This is a genomic window from Exiguobacterium sp. s16 (assembly GCF_018618115.1).
Lineage (GTDB): Bacteria > Bacillota > Bacilli > Exiguobacteriales > Exiguobacteriaceae > Exiguobacterium > Exiguobacterium mexicanum_A.
In genome coordinates this window covers 448,299-472,151 of the sequence record NZ_JACSLM010000002.1, presented here as the reverse complement: position 1 = coordinate 472,151, position 23,853 = coordinate 448,299, and the positions used below count along the sequence as shown (strand labels likewise).

Genomic DNA, 23,853 nt, shown 5'->3' with positions numbered 1-23,853 from the left:
ACATCGTTTTTTACTATACACTATATTACGCTAATTCGCTAGTCGTCTGAAAAAAAAGTGGTGACCCAAAACCTCTGGGCCACCACTGACAACATGCGATTAAAGTGATTTGACAGCTGCGACGACGTTGTCGACCGACATACCGTATTCTTTCATGAGGAGATCCCCAGGAGCAGAGGCGCCGAACTTGTCGATGCCGAGTACTTTTCCGCCGAAACCGACGTATTTGTACCAACCGAGCGTCGCGCCCGCTTCGAGCGAGACACGTTTCGTAATCGACGACGGAAGGACCGATTCTTTATACTCTGCCGATTGCGCTTCGAACAATTCCCACGAAGGCATCGAGACGACAGCCGCGTTCACGCCTTCAGCCGCGAGTGCTTCGCGAGCTTCGACGAGGACGTGTACTTCAGAACCTGTACCGAGAAGAAGGACGTCTGCCTCGCTTGAGTTGCCGGCGACGACATAGCCACCTTTAGCTGCGTCTTCAACCGACGTACCAACGAGCTCTGGCAACGCTTGACGCGTCAAGACGAGAAGCGATGGTGATGTTTTCGTCGTGATTGCTTGCTTCCAAGCCGCGATCGTCTCTTTTCCGTCAGCTGGACGGAGAACAGACAAGTTTGGCATCGCACGGAAGCTCATCAAGTGCTCGACCGGTTCGTGCGTCGGGCCATCTTCGCCGACCGCGATCGAATCGTGTGTCAAGACGAACGTTGATGGGATTCCCATGAGCGCAGCAAGTCGAACTGCCGGGCGAAGGTAATCCGAGAAGACGAAGAACGTCGCGCCGTATGGGAGGACCCCACCGTGGAGCGCCATCCCGTTGACGGCTGCTGCCATCGCGAATTCACGGACCCCGAACCAAATGTTGCGGCCGGCTGGATCTTCATCGAAGTCCGCAGCGCCTTTGATCATCGTGTTGTTCGAACCAGCGAGGTCAGCCGAGCCTCCGAAGAGAGTCGGAACCGCTTTGGCGATCGCGTTCAATACTTCACCGCTCGTTTGACGAGTCGCTTTTTTCGAACCGATTTCGAACGTCGGCAATTCGCTGTCCCAACCTTCTGGGAGCTCGTTGTTCATCGCACGCTCGAACTGGGCACCAAGTTCAGGATGTGCTGACTTGTAAGCTTCAACGAGTTCGTTCCAGTCCGCTTCATGCTTCGCGCCTGGCTCAACGACTTTATCGTTGAACAAGTCGTATACTTCGTTCGGTACGTAGAAGTTCTCGCCTTCCCACTTGTAGAACTGCTTCGTGAGCTCAATTTCAGCTTCGCCGAGTGGTGCACCGTGTGATGCCGATTTGCCTGACTTGTTCGGTGAACCGAAGCCGATAACCGTCTTCACTTCGATGAGGGTCGGTTTCGACGTTTCTGCTTTCGCTTCGTCGATTGCTTTCGCGATCGTATCGATATCCGTACCATCTTCGACACGGATCACTTGCCAACCGTAGGCGTTGAAACGATCTTCAACGCTTTCCGAGAACGATTTGTGAAGGTCGCCGTCAAGCGAGATATCATTTGAATCGTAAAGGACGACGAGTTTGCCGAGTTTCAAGTGACCAGCGAGCGAAGCAGCTTCTGCCGATACGCCTTCCATCAAGTCACCGTCTCCGCAAATCCCGTATGTGAAGTGGTCAACCACTTTGAACTCATCGCGGTTGTACGTCGCTTCCAAATGTTTCTCTGCCATTGCCATCCCGACAGCCATGGCGATCCCTTGTCCGAGCGGTCCAGTCGTCGCGTCGACACCTGCCGTGTGACGGTACTCTGGATGCCCAGGCGTTTTCGAATCCATTTGGCGGAACGATTTGAGATCGTCCATTGAGAGATCGTAACCAGATAAGTGAAGAAGCGAGTACAAGAGCATCGAACCGTGTCCCGCTGAAAGGACGAACCGATCACGGTTGAACCAGTTCGGGTTTTTCGGGTTGTGACGCATTTTGTCCGTCCAAAGTGTGAACGCCATCGGAGCCGCACCCATCGGCATACCCGGGTGACCTGAGTTCGCTTTTTGGACCGCATCGATTGAGAGCGTCCGAATCGAGTTAATCGCTAATAATTCTTTAGTAGTTGTTTCCACTAATTTCATCCTCTCTGTTGTTAACAAAGTTTCTACCCGTCATATTTTAGCACACTCATTCGTGTGTCACAACTAATTAATTAGTATAACACATTAAATGGAATCGTTTACTTCCTTTCGTTTGAAAACGCATCAATGAGTCCCCCTGATCAACGTTCGCGTATAACAAACATGCACATCCTATATGAAATAGGATGTGCATTCATGGTCATTCTGAGCGGTAACGTTCCTGCTCATCTTTTAATTTTTCTGGCGTTACGTCGTTTCCTTCCGGATCGACGACCTTCATTCCCATCATCTGTGATTTGAATGATTGGCGGAACGCTTGCAAATATTGTTGGCGCAGCGCTTGCTGCTCGTCCATCTCTTGTGGTGACAGACCATCTGTCTTTGCTTTGTTGGCGAGGAAATTGATTCGCTCCAACTGTTCAGGTGCTAGCATCGGGCTCGCCCCCTCTCTACTGAATTTGTCCTTCTACTGTACAAAATCAGCGAGCAGGAATCAAGTTTCTGGTACCGACACGTGCTCCAAGTAGCGCCGGTTCACGGTCGCTTTCGATACCTCATAACCAAAACCGCGGAGGGTGGCGGCAATTTCAGCGAACGTGAGTCCACGTTCACGCAATTGGACGATTTCTTCAATCGGAACTTCGATTCGGCTCCGGCCGCCCTGGTCATGGTGCTGGATATTCCGATGCGGATTAAATCCGTTCGCGACCGCCCGACGCATTCCGCGTGAAATTTTAGCGTTATGGATCTTGCGTTGATACTCTTCGACGACACTGACGATTTCGAGCACCATCTTCTCGGCGTCGGAGACGATATATTCATCGGACGACTGCATCGTCAACAAGCGCACGTTATGTTTCATGAGCGTATGCAAGATAGCGATTTTTGCATTTCCCCGTCCGAGACGGCTGTCATCGCTCACGAGCACGGCATCGAGATCAGACGTCGAGACGTGCTCCAATAGATCGAGCAGTCCCGCCCGATTGACCTCATACCCGCTCTCTTGTTCACTGATCACATCGACAACCTCAGCATCAAGACGTCTCGCCATCTGCTTCAATTCGTCCGCCTGACGACTGAGCGACGTCTCTTGGGTGGACTTGTTCGTCGATACGCGACAATAAATGACGACTCGCATCGCGTCACTTCCTTTCTTTCCATTCGCCCTCTACGATACACAGGATGAAGGGATGTTCGCAATCAGAAACGATTATTCGGCGGCGAACCACGTCGTCTTGTCGTCTTTTTTCTCATCCCGTTTAGCGAGAATATGCGCTTCGAGCGTCTCCGCCTCTGTCAAGGCGACTTCTTCTTCAATACTGTGTTCGACTTTTTGTTCGGTCACGACGACCGCTTCGTTGTCACGAAGCTCTCCGACCGCGAAAAATACGAACATACCGAATGCCAACATGCCGACTAAGATGATTCCATTGATTGTGTCTCTCATAATCATTGCCTCCTGGGAATAAGAATACACGTTCTCGAGAACGTCTGTTCGTTTATCTGTTCTCATCATAAAATAAGAACTTCTGTTCGGTCAAGCAGAAAAAAACGAACGAATGTTTGTGCGCTCATGTGTTCTTGTGTTAAACTAAACCCATAAAGAATAGGATGCGTTCGCAGGTTATTCGACATAATCGAGGTGAAATCCATTGAAAAAAATGTCAGCAAGACAACAACAGATTCTTGATTTTATAAAAGCCGAGGTTCGGGCGAAAGGGTATCCCCCTTCGGTCCGCGAAATTGGCGAGGCTGTCGGGCTCGCATCGAGCTCGACTGTACACGGTCACTTGGACCGTCTTGAGAAGCGTGGATTGATTCGACGTGATAAGACGAAGCCACGCGCCATCGAGATTTTGGATGAAGAGATGTCCGTCGTCGAAGACCACGATGCCGTCATGTACGTGCCGGTCATCGGGAAAGTCACAGCCGGTACGCCGATCACGGCCATCGAGAACGTGGAAGAACACTTCCCGCTCCCGGCTCACGTCGTCGGTTCCGACAACGTCTACATGCTCTCTGTCTCAGGAGACTCGATGATTAACGCGGGGATCTTGGATGGGGACCGCGTCCTCGTCCGTCAACAGAACACGGCCGACAATGGAGAGATTGTCGTCGCCATGACGGATGAAGGTGAAGCGACCGTGAAGCGGATTTATAAAGAAGCTTCGAAAGTTCGCCTCCAGCCGGAGAACGACGAGCTCGAAGCGATGTATTTCGATAACGTGTCGATTTTAGGGAAGGTCATCGGTGTATACCGCACGATTCACTAATGGCTAGTGGCAAGACACATACCCGTACGAATCTCGTGGCAATCGGTGCTCTTGCGATTGCCACGCCTTTTATTGACATCGATGTTCCGACCGTGTTCTTGCTTGGCGCCCTCATCGGGACGTTCTGGCTCTCCCCGGATCTCGATTTGAAGTCGGACGCCTATTATCGATGGGGACCGCTTCGGGGCTTTTGGCTCCCTTATGTGAAGATTATGCCCCATCGGTCGTTATTCTCGCATTTTCCGCTCTTGAGCGATCTGATCCGGGTCATCTATCTCGGTTTCCCGCTCACGCTTCTGCTCACGGTCACGCCGTATGAGGAAGTTGTCAGATCGTGGCTCGATCTGAACGGGGCAGCATGCTTCTTCGGACTCGTTTTCGCGACGACGCTACATACGACGCTCGACTATGCGTCCACGTTCTTCAAACGTGCGTTTTAACCAGATCGTTATGCTACACACCCAAAAAGGGCAACCCGTCTAAATAGACAGGGTTGCCCTTTTTTGAACCGTTTATTATATAGAAGTTCAATAACTTTTATGCAACATGACATGATGTTCAGCCACTTCTCGTCCATTTACTAACAAGACGACACGATGCTCCCCTGGATAATGCCGACGGGTCGTCAAATCTGACCAGTCGTGCACTCTGGTCGCTGCAAGTCGCGCCCCCCCAGCGACGGTTCTATTCGCTAGCAGGAATGCTTTACGACTCGCTTTCCCGTTGGCCTTTATAAACTCAATCGCGTATTCGATACGAATATAAGCAGCATCCCCTGGACGAATGGACACATCGTATTGAATCTCGCACGCCTCCCCTATGCTGATCACGTTCGGATGTATAGAAATCGATGAGTCGACGGTTAAATTTGTTTCCTGCGTATAACCGAATATCGTTAACGCGTCAGGATGGGCTGACTTGATCAGTGTCCGGCATCCGTGTCTAATGATCCAATCGGTATGAGGATGCTCGCCCTGCCATCGTCGCGAGACTGCGAGTACAGCTTCTGGGTGATCTTTCGAGATATCGTTGAGGTTGTTAGCGACACTTTTTCTCACATATAATGATGGATCGTCTTTTAACAACTCTAAAATCTCCAACACTGGAGCTGGGTCTTCTTTGAACATCGGTAACGATTCCGCCCACGGAAGGCGAGGACGACAACCCTCACTCGCCAAACGCCGAACATGTTCGTTCGGATGAATGGCCCAAGCTGTCATTTGGTGCATCACACGCGTTGGTTCCCGCAATAAAAAAGACCTGATCGCAAATTCAGAAGACGACTTCTGTGTGAAGCGTTCGAGCGCTGACATCGAGCGTTCCCAATGCTCTTCTGCCTGTCCATACACCGCTACAAAGTCCGGGAAAAACAAATAAGGAAAGCCGACGCAGTCATCTGCAATTTCAACCAATACGTCCAAAGCTGATTCGTAATCCTGTGGCAAATACTGACCGAGTTTTATCGAAATACGTCGAGTACGCCCTTTGAGTGCCAACGCTTCCCACGATTCATCTATGATTGATGCGATAAAAGCCTGTACGTCAAATGACGGATACACGGTTTGAATACGTCGTCCAAATTCCAACAAAAAGGTCTCATCATACACGTCTTTTAATGGTGTTGCCACTTCTCGTCCCCCTATCCCATTCCATTACATTTATAGTGATATACATTCTCCCTCATTATATTGATTAGTTGAAGCGAATTATAGAAAAAGAGTCCTGAATGAGCACTTCATACGAAGACTCGTTCAGGACTCTGATTTTAAAGGGAATATCCCTTATTAGTCGACTTAGTAGAGCGTCATGTACTGATCGCGTTCCCACTCTGTCACTTGCGTACGGAACATATCCCACTCGATTTCTTTCAACTCGAGGAAGTGCTCACCGATATGTTCACCGAGTGATTCCATGACGACTTTGTCGGTACGGAGTACTTCGAGCGCGTCGAAGAGCGTAGCCGGAAGGTCGTCAATCCCGTTAGCAACACGTTCTGGCTTGTCCATGACGTAGATGTTGCTATCGATCGGCTTCGGAGCCGCCATTTCTTTCTCGATTCCATCAAGACCTGCAGCCAAAAGCGTGGCCAAAGCGAGGTACGGGTTCGCCGCCGGGTCGACCGAACGTACTTCGATACGTGTCGAGAGGCCACGGGCCGCTGGTACACGAACGAGTGGTGAACGGTTGCGCGCGCTCCATGCTACGTAGCAAGGTGCTTCGTAACCAGGAACGAGGCGCTTGTACGAGTTGACAGTCGGGTTACAGACAGCCGTGAACGCACGAGCGTGCTCGAGAATCCCTGCCGTGAAGGCGCGAGCCGTGTCAGAGAGTTCCATTTCGCCGTTTGGATCGTAGAAGACGTTCGTGTCCCCTTTGAAGAGCGACATGTTGGCGTGCATCCCTGAACCGTTGACACCGAAGAGTGGCTTCGGCATAAACGTCGCGTGAAGACCGTATTTCGCTGCGATCGTCTTGACGACGAGTTTGAACGTTTGGATGTTATCGGCCGTCGTGACCGCATCTGCGTATTTGAAGTCGATCTCGTGCTGACCTGGTGCGACTTCGTGGTGTGATGCTTCGATTTCGAAGCCCATGTTTTCGAGCTCGATGACGATCTCTTTACGGCAGTTCTCGCCGAGGTCGACCGGTGCCAAGTCGAAGTAACCGCCTTGGTCGTTGAGTTCGAGTGTCGGTTGGCCGTTCAAGTCTTTCTTGAAGAGAAAGAACTCAGGCTCTGGTCCGACGTTGAACGCTGTGAAGCCGAGCTTCTGCATGCGCTCGAGGTTACGCTTCAAATTGCCGCGCGGGTCACCGCTGAACGGTTTGCCGTCCGGCGTATAAATATCACAAATCAAGCGAGCGACTTTACCGCTGCCGTCTGTCCACGGGAAGACAACCCATGTGTCAAGGTCTGGATAGAGGTTCATGTCTGATTCCTCGATGCGTACGAACCCTTCGATTGAAGAGCCATCGAACATCATCTTGTTATCAAGTGCTTTGTCCAATTGGCTGATCGGTACCTCGACGTTTTTGATCGTACCGAGGATATCCGTGAATTGAAGACGAATAAAGCGTACGTCCTCTTCTTGTGCGATGCGTTTGATGTCTTCTTTCGTGAACGTTTTTCTGGCCATGGTGAAATGTCCCCTCTCACATTGTGTAATGGTTAGTGTACTGGCGTCATCGATAAAAACGTGACAGCTCACCTTGAATGAGCGACGTCTTATTGAAACGGCCAGCTTCTTGAAGCTGTGTTTTCAATAATTTGTGTAACTCTTGTTCAGAGATCTTCGGTGCTTCATCGACCGGTGCCTTTGGTGATTCCGCATCTTTGGCGTCCGTGTTGTCGAGCATATGACGAATCGCCGCCAAGTTGAAGCCTTGGTCGATAAAATCCTTGATCGTGAGTAGACGTTCGACATCATTAAAGGAATAGAGCCGTCGTTTCGATTCCGTCCGACTAGGCGAAATTAGACCCTGTTCTTCATAGTACCGAATCTGTCTACCTGTCAGCTGTGTCAAATCTTGAACGATTCCAATCGGAAACAACGGGTTGGAGCGACGAAATTGATCGGCCATCTCTTACCCCTCCTTTTCTGTCTCACACTGTGAGAATAATACATGACAACTTACCTGTCAATAGATGTTAAGAAAGTTAACATGACATTTCGGTTACAACTTCTGTGAGATATTGTCACGGTCAAATGTGACGAGCTCTTTCGTCCGCAATTGGCTCAAGGCGAGCATGAGCGCGACCTTGACGTGGGCGTAAGTCAATCCGCCTTGGACGTATGCCGTGTATGGAGCCCGGAGCGGTCCATCGGCCGACAGTTCAATCGATGATCCTTGAATGAACGTCCCGGCCGCCATGATGACGTCATCCTCATAGCCCGGCATATAGGCTGGTACCGGCAACGCGTGGGCATTGACCGGTGACGCCATTTGGATGCTCTGACAGAAGGCGATCATCTTGTCACGGTCGCGGAACGTCACCGATTGAATCAAATCGGTCCGGGGCGTCGTATAATGCGGGTCGGTCTCGAAACCGAGCAATCCGAGCAGGCTCGCCGTCAAGTGTGCCCCTTTCAACGCTTGGGCGACCGTATGTGGCGCCATGTAAAACCCTTGGTACATCTCTTGGAGCGAGTAGAGTGACGGACCGGCCTCGCTCCCGATGCCTGGCGTCGTCATGCGGAACGAACAGCGTTCGACGAGTTCTTTCGTCCCGGCGATATAGCCGCCCGTCTTCGCCAAGCCGCCACCCGGGTTCTTGATGAGCGAGCCGGCCATGAGATCGGCCCCGACGTGGGTCGGTTCGATCGTCTCGACGAACTCGCCGTAGCAGTTGTCGACGAAGATGAAGACGTGCGGATGTGCCGCTTTGATCTTCCTGATCGCCTCACCGATTTCTTGGACCGGGATGCTGCGACGATTGGCGTAACCTTTCGAGCGCTGGATGCCGACGAGCTTTGTCTCAGGACGAATCCGTCCGATGACGGTCTCGACGTCGATTCGGTCCTCTTTCAGCTCGACAGTGTCGTAGCCGACACCGAGCTCTTTGAGCGACCCACGGCCGTCTCCCCGAATCCCGACGATCTCTTCGAGCGTATCGTACGGCTTGCCGGTGATATAGAGCAGCTCATCTCCTGGCAACAACACACCGAACAAGGCAATCCCGATGGCGTGTGTCCCGGAGATGATTTGCGGACGGCATAGGGCGAGGTCCGCCCCGAACACGTCGGCGTAGATCGACTCGAGCGTGTCGCGCCCGATATCGTCATAGCCGTACCCGGTCGTCGGATTGAAATGGAAATCCGACACTTTGTGTTTCTTGAACGACTCGAGGACACGGTATTGGTTGAACTCCGCCGTCGCCTCGATCGTTTCAAAATATGGTTTTACCCGTTCTTCCGCCTCGGTCACGAACGGGGCCAATTCATCATAGTACGCAATCTTTTCTTGCCACATCATTGTTTCACACCTCAAATGGTTTCAGCGTCGCATATAGACGCGTGTCTTCTCTCATATATCCGACGAGTTCGACCGAACCGTCATCGAGGAACTTCTCCTCGAGACGATACATCGAATCTTTGGCCGGATGGTAATGCTCGAACGAGCGGACCGGCAAGACGACGTGTACTTTCGTCAACACATCCGCAATCTTATCTTCAATCGCGCCGATGAGCGTCTCGATATCGGTCGAATCGAGCGCCGAGATGACGAGCGGTCCGCCGACGAAGTCTTCGGTCAACCGGTCTTTCTTATTGTATACCTCGAGCTGCGGTACCTCACTCGCCCCGAGTTCCGACAAGACCGAATTCGTCGTGTCGATTTGGTTCATGTAATGCGGATTCGATGCGTCGATGACGTGCAAGACGAGGTCGGCCCCGAGCACTTCCTCGAGCGTCGAGCGGAACGCGGCGACGAGTTTCGTCGGCAAGTCCCGGATGAATCCGACCGTGTCCGTGATCAACACTCTACCGCCCCGCGGCAACTCGAGCTCGCGCGTGAGCGGGTCGAGCGTCGCGAACAGTTCGTCCTGTTCGTACGTATCCGCATCCGTCAAGCGGTTAAAGATTGTCGACTTCCCGGCGTTCGTGTAACCGACGAGCGCGACTTGGAACACACGGTTTTCTTTCCGACGCTCCCGGTAACGGTCACGGTGCGCGACCGTGCCTTCGAGATTTTTCTTGATTTCATCGATGCGGCGCTTGATGTGACGACGGTCGGACTCGAGTTTCGTCTCACCCGGTCCCCGAGTCCCGATTCCGCCACCGAGACGTGACAACTGCGTGCCTTGTCCGATCAAACGTGGGAGCAGGTAGTTCATCTGAGCGAGCTCGACTTGGAGCTTCCCTTCTTTCGATTGGGCCCGTCCGGCAAAGATGTCTAAAATCAATTGCGTCCGGTCAATCAGTTTCATCTCGTCCGGGTCGTTCAGCGAGATGCGGATATTCTTCGATTGGGCCGGCGACAGCTCGGCGTTGAAGATGACGATGTCCGGCTCGAACTGTTCGATGAGCACCGCGAGCTCCTCGACCTTCCCTTTCCCGATGAATGTGCGGCGGTCGACTTGTTGCCGTTTCTGATCGAGACGGGCGACGACCTCACCTCGTGCCGTATCGACCAATTCGACGAGTTCCCCCATCGATTGTTCATATGTCCAATCGTCGACGGTCGGTAATTGACACCCGACGATAATGACTTTCTCTCGTTGCATAAAAATCCCTCATTCCTATAAGTCTCATCCTCCATCTTACCACGAAACGACGAATGGAGAACGTCCGTTTGTGGTACGATATGAGGAGAAGGAGGAACGTCCATGACGAAACGTAGAAAAGAGTATCCATTGCCTGAATATATCGAGGCGTACTTGTTCCATCTCGGCGCGAGCGGCCGTCAACCGTCGACGCTGAAACGCTATCGGTACGATTTGATCGATGTGCACAAATACTTTCATGACCATAACGTCGAGCTCGATGCCCCGGAGGCGTGGCTCGCCGTCCCGCTCGAATCGTGGAAGACGTTCGTCAACGACTTCCTCATCGAGGAGAAGCAATATCAACAGGCGACGGTCGCCCGGATTGTCACCGTCATCAATAGCCTGACCGTCTTCTTGAACCCGCTCCGTAAGAAGATGCTGACGTATGCGCAACCGGCCCACACGCTCACCGTCGACCAGATCGCCTTGCCTGCCGAGTTCAACAAGCTCGTCCGGACGATCCGCTCAACAAGCGGTCTGAGCGAGAATCAGCTCCAGGCGCACCCATATCTCGTCAACCGAAACGAGTTGATTGTCACGCTGTTCTATAAATACGGTCTCCGGGTCCACCATATCATTCGTCTCCGGATGAACGACCTGCATCTCGCGAGCCATGAGTTCGACGTCTATGACCGGCTCGGCAACCGGTTCACGTTGAAACTCAGTCAAGAAGACCAAACGCTCCTCATGAACTACTTGGCCGACATCCCGACGCCCGTCCGTCCGCGCTGGTACTCGGACGACCCCGTCTTCGTCTCGTTCGACTTCGCCCGAATGACATTCCGCTGGGTGTATGCGAAGAACCAGCCGAAACAGTTGACGATCGTCATGATCACGAAGATGATGCGCCAATTGAACGAACGGAGCGGTCTCACCCGCTCGGTCACACCATCGATGCTCCGGAACGCCCACGTCTTGAAGACGTACGCGACCGACATGACGTCACTCGAGCGGATGAATGTGACATGTATGCATAAAGAGTCATCACTCCGGCGCTACGAACAGGCGTACGCGGAGTTCGGTAGCGAACTCTACGGCGAACAAATCCCAAACGAAAACCCCGCCTTGTAACAGGACGGGGTTTTGTATGTTAATGGGCCCATTCATCTCGCAACAGCCCGTACACGACGTGGTCGACGTAGCGGTCATAGAGCCACTCCGCATTGCGAAGCACCCCTTCTTCGAGGAAACCGAATCGCTCGGGCAGCGCCCGGCTCTTCACGTTCCCAGTTGCGACCCGAATCTCGATTTTATCGAGTTTCAAATCACGGAACCCATAATCGATGACCGTCTCGAGCGCTTGACTCATGATGCCCTTGCCTTGAAAGTCTTGGCCGAGCCAATAGCCGACCGTCCCGCATTTGATGCCCCGGTCGATGTCATTGAAGCCGATCGTCCCGGCGAGCTCGTCCTGATACACAATCGCGAACGATTTCGGATAGCCGCCCGTCTCCATCAATCCTTTGATTCGTCCTTCGATGTTTTGCCGCGAATCTTCGACCGTCTCGGTGTAATCGAGCCACCCGAGCCACTCGCGAAGGTATGGCTTCGATGCCATCGTCAATTGGAACAACGCCTCCGCGTCGTCAATGGTGAACATTCGTAGTTGAAGCTGATCATTGATGTCATAGCGTAACATGTCATTTCCCCCGTTAAGTTACCAATTATTGTGTTCTTCATCATTTCATCGTAAACTATTTGTAAATAATTTGAAAGCGGTGAAAGTATGTAATTCGACCTCATGTCATCCACCCAAAATTGAATAGTTCCGGAGGAGAGTCATGATGAAGTCGTTTTACCTGATGCTGGTCAGTCAATGGCTGGCCAATATTGGTGACGTGCTTTATATCGTCGCCTTAATCGCTTTGTTATATCAACAGACCGGTTCCGCCCTGGCTGCGGCCAGTTTCCCGATTGCCGTCACGCTCGGCATGACCGTGAGCGGTCTGTTCTTTGCCCGCATCTTATCTCGGTTCACCTTCGGTCAGATGTTGCTCGTCACACAACTGTTGAAGACAGTCTTGCTCGGGGCCGTCATTTGGTCGGAGTCGATTCTCGTCCTCGGCCTCGTCGTGCTCATCGCCTTCTTGGATGGGTTCGCCCGTCCGGTCCAGGCGTCGTTCATCCCCAGGCTGACGACGAATCGCCAACAAGCGAACAGTCTCGTCCAAGGGTCGAACCAGTTCATTCAGCTGGCGATGTGGCCTCTCGGCACGATGGTCGTCGCTTCCTTCTCAAGCGAGCTCGCTCTGATGATCGCGTTGATGTTGTTCATGCTCTCGACGCTCGTCACGCTTCGCTTCGTCCGTTCACTCGACCGCGACGTGACGGTAGAAGATGGCGAATCAGACATATCGCTTAAGGACAGCCTCGCCTTCGTGCGCACTGCTCCTTTCGCCAGGTTAATCACGGTGTTCGTCACGTTCGAGTCGTTCGTCAGCACACTCTGGATCTCGGCGCTCTTGCTCGTCTATTTGGAACGCCACCTCCACATCGATACGGGCTGGTGGGGAACGATGAACGCGAGCTTCTTGATTAGCATGATTCTGGCCAGCGCTTACCTGTATCGCGCAAAGCGCAACAGCTCGCTCGCCGTCAGCTCCATCTTGTCTGTCTTAGCGGCCCTATTGTTCGGCATGACATCTCATATCGCGTTCGCGCTCATCGCGCTCGCGGTTCAAGGATACGCCACCCAGCTCCGCATCATCCAGACGAACACGGTGCTCCAAGAAATGACACCTGCCTCGCAACTTCCGTACGTGTATAGCGTCCAACAGACGGCCTACACCCTCGCCTTCAGCATCGGCAGCCTGACGTTCGGACTACTCGCGGACGGATTGCCGATTGCCATCGTCTATTTGATTGGCGCAGCGTTGACCGTTCCGCTCGTCTGGGTCGGTCGACAAATCGACCAGATGGGAGATGTGGTCCAATCTTCATAACAAAAAGGCGCCCCCTTATATGATTTACAATTCCTTTGGTTACAACAGATTCATTCCGCATCACGTATACTAAAAGAAAATACTAGTTAGGAGGAATCTAAATATGAACACGTTATCAAACCAGGAAAAGGACGAGATATTGCAAACTCTACATGTACGATTTAACGCCCATCCCGAACGACATCCTGATCTCACTTGGCCCGACGTCTTGACTCGCCTTCAAGAGGACGACCAGAAACTCGTCGTGCTTGCCGAGATGGAACGAACCGGCGGCGAACCTGATGTGATTCGACTTCCGAATGGCGCCTTAGCTTTTTGCGACTGCTCTCCAGAAAGTCCGAGTGGTCGACGCAGCCTATGCTATGACGCTTCGGCGTTGGCGGCACGGAAGAAGAACAAACCGGATGGGAGCGCCGTCGCATTGGCTGAGGAGATGGGAATCGAGCTACTCGACGAAGCAACGTATCGTCATCTACAGACGCTCGGTTCGTTCGATTTGAAAACATCGAGCTGGATTGTCACTCCAGAAACGATTCGTCAAAAAGGCGGCGCCTTATTCTGCGACCGCCGCTACGACCATATCTTCCTCTATCATAATGGTGCCGATTCGTATTATGCGGCCCGTGGATTCCGCGGGATGTTGATTCTTTGAGCAGGGCCACGGGCCTTGCTTTTTGATGTGGATAGCCAAAAGAAAATGACTGGGAACTATATCACCCATCAGCGTTGGCTCCTCTAAATCTTGAAACAATATTTGTTCCCCAGATGCACACGGACCCCAGCCAAGAAAAAAATATGTTCAGACAATCAAAAGAAGGTTAGCCTACTCCGAATATCTTTCTTAAGATTTTTTGATCAAAATACGGTGTTTGAAATAAACGATAACCATTCATCATGTCTTAACTGTTCAAATTTTAAAGCCTACCTCCTATATGCCTACCAAAAATTTCAAATGAATGAACGGATGGGCATGATGGTTTATCTCACGTCCACATCACCCCACCAAAAAAAACTGCAGACGGTTCGTCTGCAGTTCAACCTTACGCGTGGAGCGTGACGTTCAATTCTTCTGCGACCGCCTTGAAGGCAGCGAGCGCACGTTCGAGGTCGTCACGGGTATGTTCCGCCGTCACGATCGTCCGAATCCGGGCCTTGCCTTTCTCGACCGTCGGGAAGGCGATGCTCTGTGCGAACACGCCGTGGTCTTTCAGCTTGTCCGAGAACGTGTGTGCGAGTGTCTCTTCACCGAGCATGACCGGCGTGATCGGTGTCGTCGCATGCCCGATATCGAAGCCGAGATCGCGAAGTCCTGTCTTAAAGAACTCGGTGTTCGCCCATAACTTATCGAACAGTTCCTCTTCTTCCTTCATGACACGAATCGCTTCACGGTTCGCCGCAACGACCGCTGGCGGGTGTGACGTCGAGAACAAGAACGGACGTCCTTTTTGAATCAAGAAGTCGCGCACGTCGTTCGAGCAGGCGACGTACCCGCCGAGGACGCCGATCGCTTTTGATAGCGTCCCGACTTGGAGCGCGACCCGTCCGTCGAGACCGAAGTGGTTGACCGTACCGCGACCATTCTTCCCGAGCACGCCCGAAGCGTGGGCGTCGTCGACCATGACCGCCGCGTCATACTTCTCGGCGAGCTCGACGATTTCCGGGAGCGGCGCGATATTGCCGTCCATCGAGAAGACGCCGTCCGTGACGATGAGACGTGTCCGGTAATCTTGCGTCTCTTTCAAGGCCGCTTCTAAGTCCTCGAGATCGACGTGTTTATAGATGCGGCGGGCCGCTTTCGTCAACCGGATGCCGTCGATGATCGAGGCGTGGTTGAGCGCGTCGCTGATGACGACGTCCTCTGGGCCGAGTAGCGCCGACAAGACGCCGAGGTTCGTCGCGAAGCCCGACTGGAACACGAGCGCCGCTTCCGTATGCTTGAACTCGGCGAGCTCGCGTTCGAACGCCTCATGCATCTCGAACGTCCCGGCGATCGTCCGCACCGACCCAGTGCCGGCACCGAACTGTTCGACCGCTTCGATTGCCGCTTGCTTCAAGCGCGGATGGTTGGCGAGACCGAGATAGTTGTTCGACGATAGCTGGACGAGCGACTTGCCACCGATCGTGACCTCGTTCCCTTGTGCTGATTCGAGCGGCACGAGCGAACGGAACGTGCCCGCTTGTTTCATTTCATTGACTGCTTCTGTAATATGTTCAAATGCCATATTGATTCCCCCTGTTTATGGTAATAAGACGACCTTTCCACATTTCCCGGCCCGCATGAGCTCGAAACCTTGCTCGAACTCCTCGAGCTTGAACACGTGCGTGATAATCGGTTCGACGTTCAGCTGACCCGTCGCGAGAAGCGTCGACACTTGGCCCCACGTCTCATACATCTTGCGTCCGGTGATGCCTTGGACACGTACCCCTTTAAAGACGACGTCACGCGTCAGGTCGATCGCGACCGGTTTTGCCGGGAGTGACAACACGTTGACATCGCCGCCGGCCGTGACCATCTTGAACGCCTGGTCGATGGCGACCGGATGCCCGCTCATCTCACAGACGACATCGATGCCGTCCCCCTCCGTCTGATCCATGATCAGCTCGAGCGGATTTTGCTCAAGGCTATTGATGACGACGTCCGCCCCCATGTCTTCGGCGAGCTTCAACCGATACGGGTTGACATCGATTGCATAGACCCGGCTCGCGCCCGCTGCTTTGGCGACACCGACGGCCATGAGCCCGATCGGTCCACAACCGACGATGGCGACCGACTTGGCCGACACGTCACTGGCGAGCACCGTATGGACAGCGTTACCGAGCGGTTCTTGAATCGAGGCGAGCTTCGACGGCATCGACTCGGGATTGACCCACAAGTTCTCTTCCGGCATGACGACGTACTCGGCGAAACAGCCTTGCGTGTCGACACCGATGATTTTCGTGTTCTTACAGATGTGATATTGCCCGCGCAAACATTGTTTGCATTGATGACAAACGATATGCGTCTCGGCCGATACGGTCTGTCCGATTTGGATGCGTTTCGTACCTTCCCCGAGCGCCACGACTTCCCCCGCGAACTCGTGACCGAACACGTATGGCGGTTTGACTCGGCTCTTCGCCCAGTCGTCCCACTCATAGATGTGGACATCGGTCCCGCAAATCGATGTCGCCTTCACTTTGATCAACACTTGCCCGGCTCCTGGTGTCGGGATTGGCACTTCGACCAACTTCGCCCCGAATCCGGCCGTATGTTTTTGAATCGCTTTCATCACAGGTGTCGTTGCTTCCTTCTCTGTCATAGACACGAGCTGTTCCATTGAAAACGTCCCCCTCTTCATCTCTTGATCGAACTTCACGTTCCCTTTCATCTTGTCATAAAATGACGAACCTGAGAAGATAGAACGTCATATTTTCAGACAAAAAAGAGAAGCCATCCGCGCCGATGGCTTCTCTTACAAGAATAGGACCTATGTCCCGACCGCAAGCTCATCGTGGTTCGATGATGAGCTTGATTGCCGTTCGTTCTTCTCCGTCAATCATAATATCGGTGAACGCAGGGATGCAAATCAAATCCAATCCGCTCGGCGCGACGAAACCACGCGCGATCGCGACCGCTTTAATGGATTGATTGAGCGCCCCGGCGCCGATTGCTTGAATCTCACACGTTCCTTTTTCACGAAGTACGCCAGCGAGTGCACCCGCCACGGAGTTAGGATTCGATTTTGCCGAAACTTTGAGTACGTCCATTCTTGTTTCCCCCTCGGGTAGGTTGTTCAATCAAACCAAACGGTCTGATCATCTAGGTGTATGCGTTCGATTTTTGTGGCTCGTTTCGATTGGTCATCGATAGTGATTAAAACTCCATTAAGTTGTTCCCGTCCCTCGGCAACTTCAAACCGGACCGGGAGTTGTGTCATGAATTTTCTCAAGACGACCTCGGCATCCATGCCGAGCACCCCATCGAGCGGTCCCGTCATCCCGACGTCGGTGATGTATGCCGTGCCGTTGTTCAATACGCGGTTGTCAGCGGTCTGGACGTGCGTATGGGTCCCGACGACGGCTTGAACGCGTCCATCGAGATGATAGCCCATCGCAATCTTCTCACTCGTCGCTTCAGCGTGCATATCGACGAAGATGGCATCGACCTCACCACGGATTTCTTCGACGAGGGCATCGACCGTGCGGAACGGACAGTCGAGCGATGGCAGGAACACCGTCCCCATCGCATTGATGACGGCGAGCTTCTTCCCACCTTGTTTCAACACCATCATGCCGACACCAGGTGTGCCTTCCGGATAGTTGGCCGGACGGACGATACGGTCGGCATCATCGATCCAGTCGAAGATGTCACGGTTGTCCCAAGTATGATTCCCCATCGTCACGCCATGGAACCCAAGCTCAAGGAACTGTTGGTAGATTTTTTTTGTGATACCGCGTCCGTTGGCTGCGTTTTCACCGTTGACGAGCATGAACGTCGGGCTATACTTGCTCTTCAAGCGTCCGATTTGGGCACTCAGGATGTCGCGACCCGGTTTTCCGACCACGTCGCCGATAAATAAAATTTTCATAGTTTTGTCCTCCTCCAATAGAAAAAGCGGAGAATGTCTCCGCTCTTGTTACTTCGCATAATCGACGGCACGCGTTTCGCGAATGACCGTCACTTTGATTTGGCCTGGATAATCAAGCTCATCTTCGATCCGTTTACAGATGTCGCGGGCCATCTTGTTCGCCACGACGTCGTCGACGACGTCTGGGCGGACGATGATCCGGACTTCACGTCCCGCTTGGATGGCATATGATTTCTCGACTCCTTCGAACGACTCACAAATCGCTTCGAGGCGCTCAAGGCGTCGGATATAGCTTTCGAGCGTCTCTTGACGGGCTCCTGGACGCGCCGCTGACAAGGCGTCAGCCGCTGCGACGAGAACCGCGATCGTCGAGGTCGCTTCGACGTCCCCGTGGTGCGAGGCGATCGAGTTGATGACGACCGGATGCTCTTTGTACTTCGTGGCGAGCTCGACACCGATCTCGACGTGGCTGCCTTCGACTTCATGGTCGATGGCTTTCCCGATATCGTGGAGGAGACCCGCTCGTTTGGCGAGCGTGACGTCTTCCCCGAGCTCGGCGGCCATCATGCCGGCGAGATGGGCCACTTCGACCGAGTGAGCGAGCACGTTTTGACCGTAACTCGTCCGGTAACGCATTCGACCGAGCGTCTTGACGAGGTCCGGGTGGACACCGTGGATGCCGGCTGAGAATGTCGCTTCTTCTCCGTATTCACGGATGCGCTCATCGACTTCTCGACGCGACTTCTCGACCATCTCTTCGATGCGGGCCGGGTGAATCCGACCGTCTTGAACGAGTTTCTCGAGCGTCATCTTGGCGATTTCACGACGGACCGGGTCGAATCCAGACAGGATGACCGCTTCCGGCGTGTCATCGATGATGAGGTCGATGCCGGTGAGCGTCTCGAGCGTGCGGATGTTACGTCCTTCACGTCCGATGATGCGTCCTTTCATCTCATCACTCGGCAAGTTGACGACTGATACGGTCGTCTCGGCGACGTGTTCGGCCGCGTAACGTTGCATCGTGAGAGACAAGAGGTGTTTCGCTTTTTTATCAGCTTCTAATTTTGCTTTTTGCTCGATTTCTTTTTGAAGGAGAGCAGCATCGTGAAGCGCTTCCTGCTTCGCTTCGTCCATGATGATGGTCCGTGCTTCTTCTTTCGACAAGGCTGCCACGCGTACTAGTTCTTGGCGTGCCTCCTCATATAATTCCTCCACTTTGCTCTCGAGCGTTTCCGCTTCACGCTTCCGTTTCGCGAGTGCAGCCTCACGTTCATCCAAGGCGTCTTCTTTCCGTTCAAGCATGTCTGCTTTCCGGTCGAGAAGCTCTTCCTTTTGGACGAAACGATTTTCTTTCACTTTCTGCTCTTCACGTCGTTCGCGCAATTCTTGTTCGGTTTCATTGCGAAGTTGAATCATCTCTTCTTTTACTTCAAGCCGTGCTTCTTTTTGCATCGCTTCCGATTGTTGGCGCGCTTGCTCCACAATCTTGGTCGCTTCCGTCTCGGCACCTTGAATCTTCGCTTCGGCGATCGATTTACGCACAAAAAAACCTGCAACAAAAGCTATCGGCAAAAGGAGGATCAGAATAAGCTCTAATAGCCATTCCATCATGTTCACCTCCCTTTCGCAAGGTTATTTTATTTTTTCATGAATGAAAACGCGAGCGAGCCCGCGTATAGCTTTATTGTACTTATTTACCTGTTAGAATGCAATGCACGGACAGGATAGAACTACCAATTCATCAAAAAAATTATACTAAAAAAATCTCGCCTGAACCGTGTCAGGCGAGAAACGTTGCTTATTCTTCGTCTAGAAGCGAGAGGACGTCATCGTTGTCAGCTTCGACTGTGACCGTCTTTTCACCGTTGAGACCGTAGTGGTCGCGGATTCGTTCTTCGACCGATGCGGCCACCGACGGGTTCTCTTTCATATACTGCTTCGCGTTCTCACGGCCTTGACCGAGACGCTCTTCGTTGTACGAGTACCACGCGCCGCTCTTTTGAACGATATCGAGGTCGGCCCCGATGTCGATGAGCTCGCCTTCACGCGAGATGCCTTCGCCGTACATGATATCGACTTCCGCCGTCTTGAACGGAGGCGCAATCTTGTTTTTGACGACTTTGATTTTCGTCCGGTTCCCGACCATGTCTTGGCCTTGTTTGAGCGTTTCAGCACGACGGACTTCGAGACGGACCGACGAGTAGAACTTGAGGGCACGACCACCAGGTGTCGTTTCCGGGTTACCGAACATGATTCCGATTTTCTCACGGATTTGGTTGATGAAGATGACGATCGTCTTCGATTTGTTCGTCGCACCTGACAATTTACGGAGCGCTTGGCTCATGAGGCGGGCTTGAAGACCGACGTGTGAGTCTCCCATCTCCCCTTCAATCTCGGCTTTCGGAACGAGTGCCGCAACCGAGTCGACGACGAGGATATCGACCGCACCAGAGCGGACGAGGGCTTCCGCGATCTCAAGGGCTTGTTCCCCTGTATCCGGTTGAGACAAGAGCAACTCATCGATGTTGACGCCAAGGTTTTGGGCGTATTTCGGGTCGAGCGCGTGCTCGGCGTCGACGAAGGCTGCTTGCCCGCCGCGCTTTTGAACTTCAGCGATGGCATGAAGCGCCACCGTCGTCTTACCTGACGATTCAGGTCCGTACACTTCGATGACACGACCACGTGGGTAGCCACCGGCACCGAGAGCGATGTCAAGGGCGATTGAGCCTGATGGGGTAACGGAAACTTGCTGATCTGTATTTTCACCAAGGCGCATGATTGAGCCTTTACCGAATTGTTTCTCAATTTGGCGTAATGCCATTTCTAACGCTTGTTTACGATCACTCATAGATTAATGAGCCTCCTTTGATTGATACTTTCATTATAAGCGAACCGAGAACGATACACAAGTTTTTTGCGAACGTTTATTCGCCTTTTTTCATTTGTTGAAGGAGCGCCCATATTCCGTCTTTTGTCGCTCGGGCTTGAATGACGTGCCGCTCTTGATGTGGATAGTTGCGTTCAATCACGTCAATCCCGGCCGGTGACCGGATACCGATAAATACTTTGCCGACCGGTTGACCCGAACTTGACATGGGTCCGGCTTCTCCAGTGAACGCCAGTCCATAATCCGTCTCGGTCTGACGAATCAAACCGAGGATCATTTCAAAGGCGACTTCTGTTGAGACGACCGAGTGTGACTCAATTGTATCAAGGGACACCCCTAAAAACCTATTTTTTAGCTCGTCCGAATACGTGACGACTCCACCTTTGAACACCGAGGATGCCCCCGGCACGGCCGTGAGCATTGCTTGGGCCTGACCGCCGGTGAGCGACTCGGCAATCGACAGTGTGGCATTGCGCGCTTGCAACTCTCGAATCAAATGGGTAGCGAGCGTCTCCTCATCGGAACCAAAGTAATACCGGCCGACCCGATTTAAAATGTCCCGTTTGACCCGGTCGACCATTTGCCGCGCCTCGGATTCCGTTTCGGCCCGAGCACTGATTCGAAGCCGTGACTCGCCCGACTCGGCATATGGGGCGACCGTCGGATTGGCACTGGTCGTTAAATCGACGACCGCCTCATCTAACGCGGACTCGCCGATTTCATAAAACCGAAGCGACTCGGAATGAATCGTCGCACCCGTGAACTTGTTCGGGAACGTAGACTCGACAATCGCTTTCATTTCCCACGGTACGCCAGGCAGTAAGAGCCATGTCGTCTCCCCTTCAATCCACATGCCGGGCGCAAGACCGACCGGGTTGTCAAGTACTTCGGACCCGGATAAGACGTCGGCCTGACGAGCGTCTCCTTCATTCATCGTCCGTCCGCGCGAGGCGACAAAACGACGAATCGTCTCGAGCGAGGCCTCGTCGCGGACGAGTGGACGGTCGAGCACGTCGGCAAGCATCGTCTTCGTGATATCATCGGCCGTCGGGCCAAGTCCGCCAGTGACGATAACGAGTTCGCTCCGGGCTTTCGCTTCTTCGAGCGTTGCTTTCAGGCGCTCCCGGTTATCCCCGACGACTACATGATACAGGACGGACAGTCCGTATTTCGACAGCTGTTCTGACAAGTAACGGGCGTTCGTGTTGGTAATTTCCCCTAAGAGCAGTTCAGAGCCTACCGCAATGATTTCGGTCCGTTTCATCCGAATTCCTCCCCCCAAATAAAAAAACGAGCTGTTCGGCCAAGCTGAACAACTCGTCTGTGCCGACGGTTACATCGACTTTACAATGATCTTGTAATTTTGTGCAAAATATTCGGCCCCTGAGTAAATCGTCAAGACGAGCGCGAGCCACATCGCCCATTCACCGAACGGAATGCCGACATAGCTGAAAATCGGGTTGCCGAACAGTAGGAAGATGATGGCAAAGAGTTGGACCCATGTCTTCGCTTTGCCCGACTTTCCGGCCGCGACGACGATGCCTTCATCGGCAGCCACGAGACGCAGCCCCGTCACCGCGAATTCACGCGAGAGGATGACGACGACGACCCAAGCCGCGACGAGGTCCATCTCGACGAGCAGGACGAGTGCCGCCGTGACGAGTAGTTTGTCAGCGAGCGGATCCATGAACTTCCCGAAGTTGGTGACCAAGTTGTGCTTGCGGGCGAGATGTCCGTCAAGCCAGTCAGTGATAGCGGCAATCGTAAAGATGACCGCGGCGATGAATTGATGGAGCGGTACGTCCGCCCCGAGGAAAGCGATGTCTCCCCAATCAAAATCTACGGCGAGTAAGACGACGAACACGGGGATGAGCAACACCCGTAACATCGTCAAACGGTTAGGTAGGTTCATCGAGAACTCCTCCTCTAGAAGGAGAGTCAACTTATTCTGCGTCGACTCTCTTTACAAATATATTTTGTGTGACCGGCGAGTCGGCTAATTCAAGCTCCCGGCCATTGACAACAATTTTCTCGACCCCACCGATCAAGCCGATTCGGATGCGAAGCGTATCCGTCTCCGCGTCCTCGATGACAATCGGGTTTTGTTTCGATTGGTTCGGATATTCCGGAGCGAGGAACGGTCCTTCGAGTGATGTGTCTCGGACGCCGACATACGTCGCCGGCGATTCTTTCACATGGATCTCCGTCGTCAACTTATCGGCTGTCGCAATCTCGTACGTGAGATCAGCTCCGCTCGTCGACGCGACCGCAATCGGCCCCGTCTCTTCAGCAGGCTCTTCTTCGACCGGCTCTTCCTCGACCGGTTCTTCTTCAACCGGTTCCTCTTTCGGGACATCCTTATTTTGGTCAATCGTCACACCCGAGTTCGACGGCTCGGCCGGTGACGCGTTTTGATCACCAAAATCAAGGTTTCGGACGACGTAATAGACGGCCGTCATCAAGAGGAAGGCGACGAGCACGAGCATGACTTTCGGTACCCAACGCGACACACGGCTCGACGTTTCCGAGGCTTTCGAGTAGGTTTGTTTTCGCGACAATTGAACGGTCGGCTGCGGCTCGATTTTCGGCAAGTCTTTCGCATACGTCTCGTACAGTTCATCGACATCAAGCCCTAACGATTCCGCGTACGTTTTGATGAACGCCCGTGCATAGAACGAGCCAGGGAGATTTTTGTAATCACCTTCCTCGATCGCGATGATATAGCGTTTTTGAATCTTCGTCGTCTGCTGGATTTGGTCGAGCGTCAAACCGCTCGCCTCACGCCTTTGTTTCAAAAAAGTCCCTAGTTCTGTCACAGGGGTCCACACCTTCC

General features: G+C 53.1%; 24 protein-coding genes. 5 read left to right on the top strand and 19 right to left on the bottom strand.

The features are described from left to right. Window positions 1-99: 99 nt before the first annotated feature. From tkt to KNP86_RS05910, 4 genes are all read right to left on the bottom strand, one after another. A complete protein-coding gene (gene tkt / locus KNP86_RS05925) occupies window positions 100-2,091 on the bottom strand; it encodes a transketolase (protein WP_214753204.1) in 1,992 nt (663 codons plus the stop codon). Between the two features lie 199 nt (window positions 2,092-2,290). Continuing rightward, a complete protein-coding gene (locus KNP86_RS05920; RefSeq protein ID WP_034777788.1) occupies window positions 2,291-2,524 on the bottom strand; it encodes a DUF896 domain-containing protein in 234 nt (77 codons plus the stop codon). A 60-nt stretch (window positions 2,525-2,584) separates the two neighbouring features. Continuing rightward, window positions 2,585-3,229, bottom strand: coding sequence for a YneB family resolvase-like protein (locus tag KNP86_RS05915; RefSeq protein WP_034777790.1), 645 nt, complete (start codon window positions 3,227-3,229; stop codon window positions 2,585-2,587). A gap of 72 nt (window positions 3,230-3,301) precedes the next feature. After that, window positions 3,302-3,538, bottom strand: a complete 237-nt coding sequence (locus KNP86_RS05910) for a hypothetical protein (protein WP_034777792.1) — start codon at window positions 3,536-3,538, stop codon at window positions 3,302-3,304. A gap of 205 nt (window positions 3,539-3,743) precedes the next feature. Between KNP86_RS05910 and lexA the strand changes: the two genes are divergently transcribed. Together lexA and KNP86_RS05900 are read left to right on the top strand one after the other, a co-directional pair. Continuing rightward, the gene (lexA, locus tag KNP86_RS05905; protein WP_021067589.1) at window positions 3,744-4,364 is read left to right on the top strand and encodes a transcriptional repressor LexA; all 621 of its coding nucleotides are present in this window, start codon (window positions 3,744-3,746) and stop codon (window positions 4,362-4,364) included. Further along, on the top strand, window positions 4,364-4,804 hold the full coding sequence (locus tag KNP86_RS05900; protein WP_214753203.1) for a metal-binding protein: 441 nt from the start codon (window positions 4,364-4,366) through the stop codon (window positions 4,802-4,804). Before lexA ends, KNP86_RS05900 begins: the two co-directional genes overlap by 1 nt. A gap of 87 nt (window positions 4,805-4,891) precedes the next feature. On the opposite strand, the gene KNP86_RS05895 is transcribed toward KNP86_RS05900, so the two are convergent. The 5 genes from KNP86_RS05895 to hflX all read right to left on the bottom strand — a co-directional run bounded on the left by KNP86_RS05895 (window position 4,892) and on the right by hflX (window position 10,584). Beyond that, window positions 4,892-5,992, bottom strand: coding sequence for a DNA alkylation repair protein (locus KNP86_RS05895; RefSeq protein WP_214753201.1), 1,101 nt, complete (start codon window positions 5,990-5,992; stop codon window positions 4,892-4,894). 165 nt (window positions 5,993-6,157) lie between these two features. Beyond that, window positions 6,158-7,498 (bottom strand): type I glutamate--ammonia ligase, encoded by a 1,341-nt coding sequence (gene glnA / locus KNP86_RS05890; protein WP_034777799.1) that lies wholly within the window; start codon window positions 7,496-7,498, stop codon window positions 6,158-6,160. 46 nt (window positions 7,499-7,544) lie between these two features. Then, entirely contained in the window at window positions 7,545-7,943 is a 399-nt protein-coding gene (locus tag KNP86_RS05885) for a MerR family transcriptional regulator (protein WP_021067593.1), read from the bottom strand. Window positions 7,944-8,036: 93 nt separating this feature from the next. Next, entirely contained in the window at window positions 8,037-9,332 is a 1,296-nt protein-coding gene (locus KNP86_RS05880; RefSeq protein ID WP_138860295.1) for a methionine gamma-lyase family protein, read from the bottom strand. 7 nt (window positions 9,333-9,339) lie between these two features. Then, the gene (hflX, locus tag KNP86_RS05875; protein ID WP_214753199.1) at window positions 9,340-10,584 is read right to left on the bottom strand and encodes a GTPase HflX; all 1,245 of its coding nucleotides are present in this window, start codon (window positions 10,582-10,584) and stop codon (window positions 9,340-9,342) included. 102 nt (window positions 10,585-10,686) lie between these two features. Between hflX and KNP86_RS05870 the strand changes: the two genes are divergently transcribed. Further along, window positions 10,687-11,697 (top strand): site-specific integrase, encoded by a 1,011-nt coding sequence (locus KNP86_RS05870; protein ID WP_214753197.1) that lies wholly within the window; start codon window positions 10,687-10,689, stop codon window positions 11,695-11,697. A 19-nt stretch (window positions 11,698-11,716) separates the two neighbouring features. Here the strand turns inward: KNP86_RS05870 and KNP86_RS05865 are convergent, their stop codons facing one another. Then, on the bottom strand, window positions 11,717-12,265 hold the full coding sequence (locus KNP86_RS05865; protein WP_138859331.1) for a GNAT family N-acetyltransferase: 549 nt from the start codon (window positions 12,263-12,265) through the stop codon (window positions 11,717-11,719). Between the two features lie 145 nt (window positions 12,266-12,410). Between KNP86_RS05865 and KNP86_RS05860 the strand changes: the two genes are divergently transcribed. After that, window positions 12,411-13,568 (top strand): MFS transporter, encoded by a 1,158-nt coding sequence (locus KNP86_RS05860; protein WP_138859330.1) that lies wholly within the window; start codon window positions 12,411-12,413, stop codon window positions 13,566-13,568. 103 nt (window positions 13,569-13,671) lie between these two features. Continuing rightward, a complete protein-coding gene (locus KNP86_RS05855) occupies window positions 13,672-14,220 on the top strand; it encodes a DUF4256 domain-containing protein (protein WP_138859329.1) in 549 nt (182 codons plus the stop codon). Window positions 14,221-14,608: 388 nt separating this feature from the next. Here KNP86_RS05855 and KNP86_RS05850 read toward each other — a convergent pair whose 3' ends face one another. The 9 genes from KNP86_RS05850 to KNP86_RS05810 form a co-directional block, all read right to left on the bottom strand. Continuing rightward, the gene (locus KNP86_RS05850; protein ID WP_214707601.1) at window positions 14,609-15,790 is read right to left on the bottom strand and encodes a glycine C-acetyltransferase; all 1,182 of its coding nucleotides are present in this window, start codon (window positions 15,788-15,790) and stop codon (window positions 14,609-14,611) included. A gap of 15 nt (window positions 15,791-15,805) precedes the next feature. Next, window positions 15,806-16,882 carry an L-threonine 3-dehydrogenase gene (gene tdh / locus KNP86_RS05845; RefSeq protein WP_138859327.1) on the bottom strand — a complete coding sequence of 359 codons (1,077 nt, stop codon included), beginning with the start codon at window positions 16,880-16,882 and terminating at the stop codon, window positions 15,806-15,808. A 169-nt stretch (window positions 16,883-17,051) separates the two neighbouring features. Continuing rightward, window positions 17,052-17,312, bottom strand: a complete 261-nt coding sequence (locus KNP86_RS05840; RefSeq protein WP_012726477.1) for a stage V sporulation protein S — start codon at window positions 17,310-17,312, stop codon at window positions 17,052-17,054. Window positions 17,313-17,338: 26 nt separating this feature from the next. Beyond that, window positions 17,339-18,133: a TIGR00282 family metallophosphoesterase gene (locus KNP86_RS05835; RefSeq protein ID WP_034777819.1), complete on the bottom strand. Its 795-nt coding sequence runs from the start codon at window positions 18,131-18,133 to the stop codon at window positions 17,339-17,341. 48 nt (window positions 18,134-18,181) lie between these two features. After that, window positions 18,182-19,744, bottom strand: coding sequence for a ribonuclease Y (gene rny / locus KNP86_RS05830; protein ID WP_029595337.1), 1,563 nt, complete (start codon window positions 19,742-19,744; stop codon window positions 18,182-18,184). Between the two features lie 187 nt (window positions 19,745-19,931). Next, complete coding sequence (gene recA, locus KNP86_RS05825) at window positions 19,932-20,981, bottom strand: recombinase RecA (RefSeq protein WP_021067612.1); 1,050 nt, start codon at window positions 20,979-20,981, stop codon at window positions 19,932-19,934. Between the two features lie 76 nt (window positions 20,982-21,057). Continuing rightward, the gene (locus KNP86_RS05820; protein ID WP_214753195.1) at window positions 21,058-22,284 is read right to left on the bottom strand and encodes a competence/damage-inducible protein A; all 1,227 of its coding nucleotides are present in this window, start codon (window positions 22,282-22,284) and stop codon (window positions 21,058-21,060) included. 69 nt (window positions 22,285-22,353) lie between these two features. Next, a complete protein-coding gene (gene pgsA, locus KNP86_RS05815) occupies window positions 22,354-22,932 on the bottom strand; it encodes a CDP-diacylglycerol--glycerol-3-phosphate 3-phosphatidyltransferase (protein ID WP_021067614.1) in 579 nt (192 codons plus the stop codon). Window positions 22,933-22,963: 31 nt separating this feature from the next. Next, the gene (locus KNP86_RS05810; RefSeq protein ID WP_034777825.1) at window positions 22,964-23,836 is read right to left on the bottom strand and encodes a helix-turn-helix domain-containing protein; all 873 of its coding nucleotides are present in this window, start codon (window positions 23,834-23,836) and stop codon (window positions 22,964-22,966) included. Between the last annotated feature and the right edge of the window lie 17 nt (window positions 23,837-23,853).

What these genes read in the sequence shown, in the direction of transcription:
- KNP86_RS05820 (WP_214753195.1), bottom strand. Translation starts at nt 22,284, where the DNA reads ATGAAACGGACCGAAATCATTGCGGTAGGCTCTGAACTGCTCTTAGGG.
- glnA (WP_034777799.1), bottom strand. Translation starts at nt 7,498, where the DNA reads ATGGCCAGAAAAACGTTCACGAAAGAAGACATCAAACGCATCGCACAA.
- KNP86_RS05885 (WP_021067593.1), bottom strand. Translation starts at nt 7,943, where the DNA reads ATGGCCGATCAATTTCGTCGCTCCAACCCGTTGTTTCCGATTGGAATC.
- KNP86_RS05850 (WP_214707601.1), bottom strand. Translation starts at nt 15,790, where the DNA reads ATGGCATTTGAACATATTACAGAAGCAGTCAATGAAATGAAACAAGCG.
- rny (WP_029595337.1), bottom strand. Translation starts at nt 19,744, where the DNA reads ATGATGGAATGGCTATTAGAGCTTATTCTGATCCTCCTTTTGCCGATA.
- KNP86_RS05865 (WP_138859331.1), bottom strand. Translation starts at nt 12,265, where the DNA reads ATGTTACGCTATGACATCAATGATCAGCTTCAACTACGAATGTTCACC.
- hflX (WP_214753199.1), bottom strand. Translation starts at nt 10,584, where the DNA reads ATGCAACGAGAGAAAGTCATTATCGTCGGGTGTCAATTACCGACCGTC.
- KNP86_RS05860 (WP_138859330.1), top strand. Translation starts at nt 12,411, where the DNA reads ATGAAGTCGTTTTACCTGATGCTGGTCAGTCAATGGCTGGCCAATATT.
- KNP86_RS05900 (WP_214753203.1), top strand. Translation starts at nt 4,364, where the DNA reads ATGGCTAGTGGCAAGACACATACCCGTACGAATCTCGTGGCAATCGGT.
- KNP86_RS05880 (WP_138860295.1), bottom strand. Translation starts at nt 9,332, where the DNA reads ATGTGGCAAGAAAAGATTGCGTACTATGATGAATTGGCCCCGTTCGTG.
- tkt (WP_214753204.1), bottom strand. Translation starts at nt 2,091, where the DNA reads ATGAAATTAGTGGAAACAACTACTAAAGAATTATTAGCGATTAACTCG.
- KNP86_RS05920 (WP_034777788.1), bottom strand. Translation starts at nt 2,524, where the DNA reads ATGCTAGCACCTGAACAGTTGGAGCGAATCAATTTCCTCGCCAACAAA.
- recA (WP_021067612.1), bottom strand. Translation starts at nt 20,981, where the DNA reads ATGAGTGATCGTAAACAAGCGTTAGAAATGGCATTACGCCAAATTGAG.
- KNP86_RS05840 (WP_012726477.1), bottom strand. Translation starts at nt 17,312, where the DNA reads ATGGACGTACTCAAAGTTTCGGCAAAATCGAATCCTAACTCCGTGGCG.
- KNP86_RS05915 (WP_034777790.1), bottom strand. Translation starts at nt 3,229, where the DNA reads ATGCGAGTCGTCATTTATTGTCGCGTATCGACGAACAAGTCCACCCAA.
- KNP86_RS05835 (WP_034777819.1), bottom strand. Translation starts at nt 18,133, where the DNA reads ATGAAAATTTTATTTATCGGCGACGTGGTCGGAAAACCGGGTCGCGAC.
- KNP86_RS05855 (WP_138859329.1), top strand. Translation starts at nt 13,672, where the DNA reads ATGAACACGTTATCAAACCAGGAAAAGGACGAGATATTGCAAACTCTA.
- KNP86_RS05910 (WP_034777792.1), bottom strand. Translation starts at nt 3,538, where the DNA reads ATGAGAGACACAATCAATGGAATCATCTTAGTCGGCATGTTGGCATTC.
- tdh (WP_138859327.1), bottom strand. Translation starts at nt 16,882, where the DNA reads ATGGAACAGCTCGTGTCTATGACAGAGAAGGAAGCAACGACACCTGTG.
- KNP86_RS05870 (WP_214753197.1), top strand. Translation starts at nt 10,687, where the DNA reads ATGACGAAACGTAGAAAAGAGTATCCATTGCCTGAATATATCGAGGCG.
- pgsA (WP_021067614.1), bottom strand. Translation starts at nt 22,932, where the DNA reads ATGAACCTACCTAACCGTTTGACGATGTTACGGGTGTTGCTCATCCCC.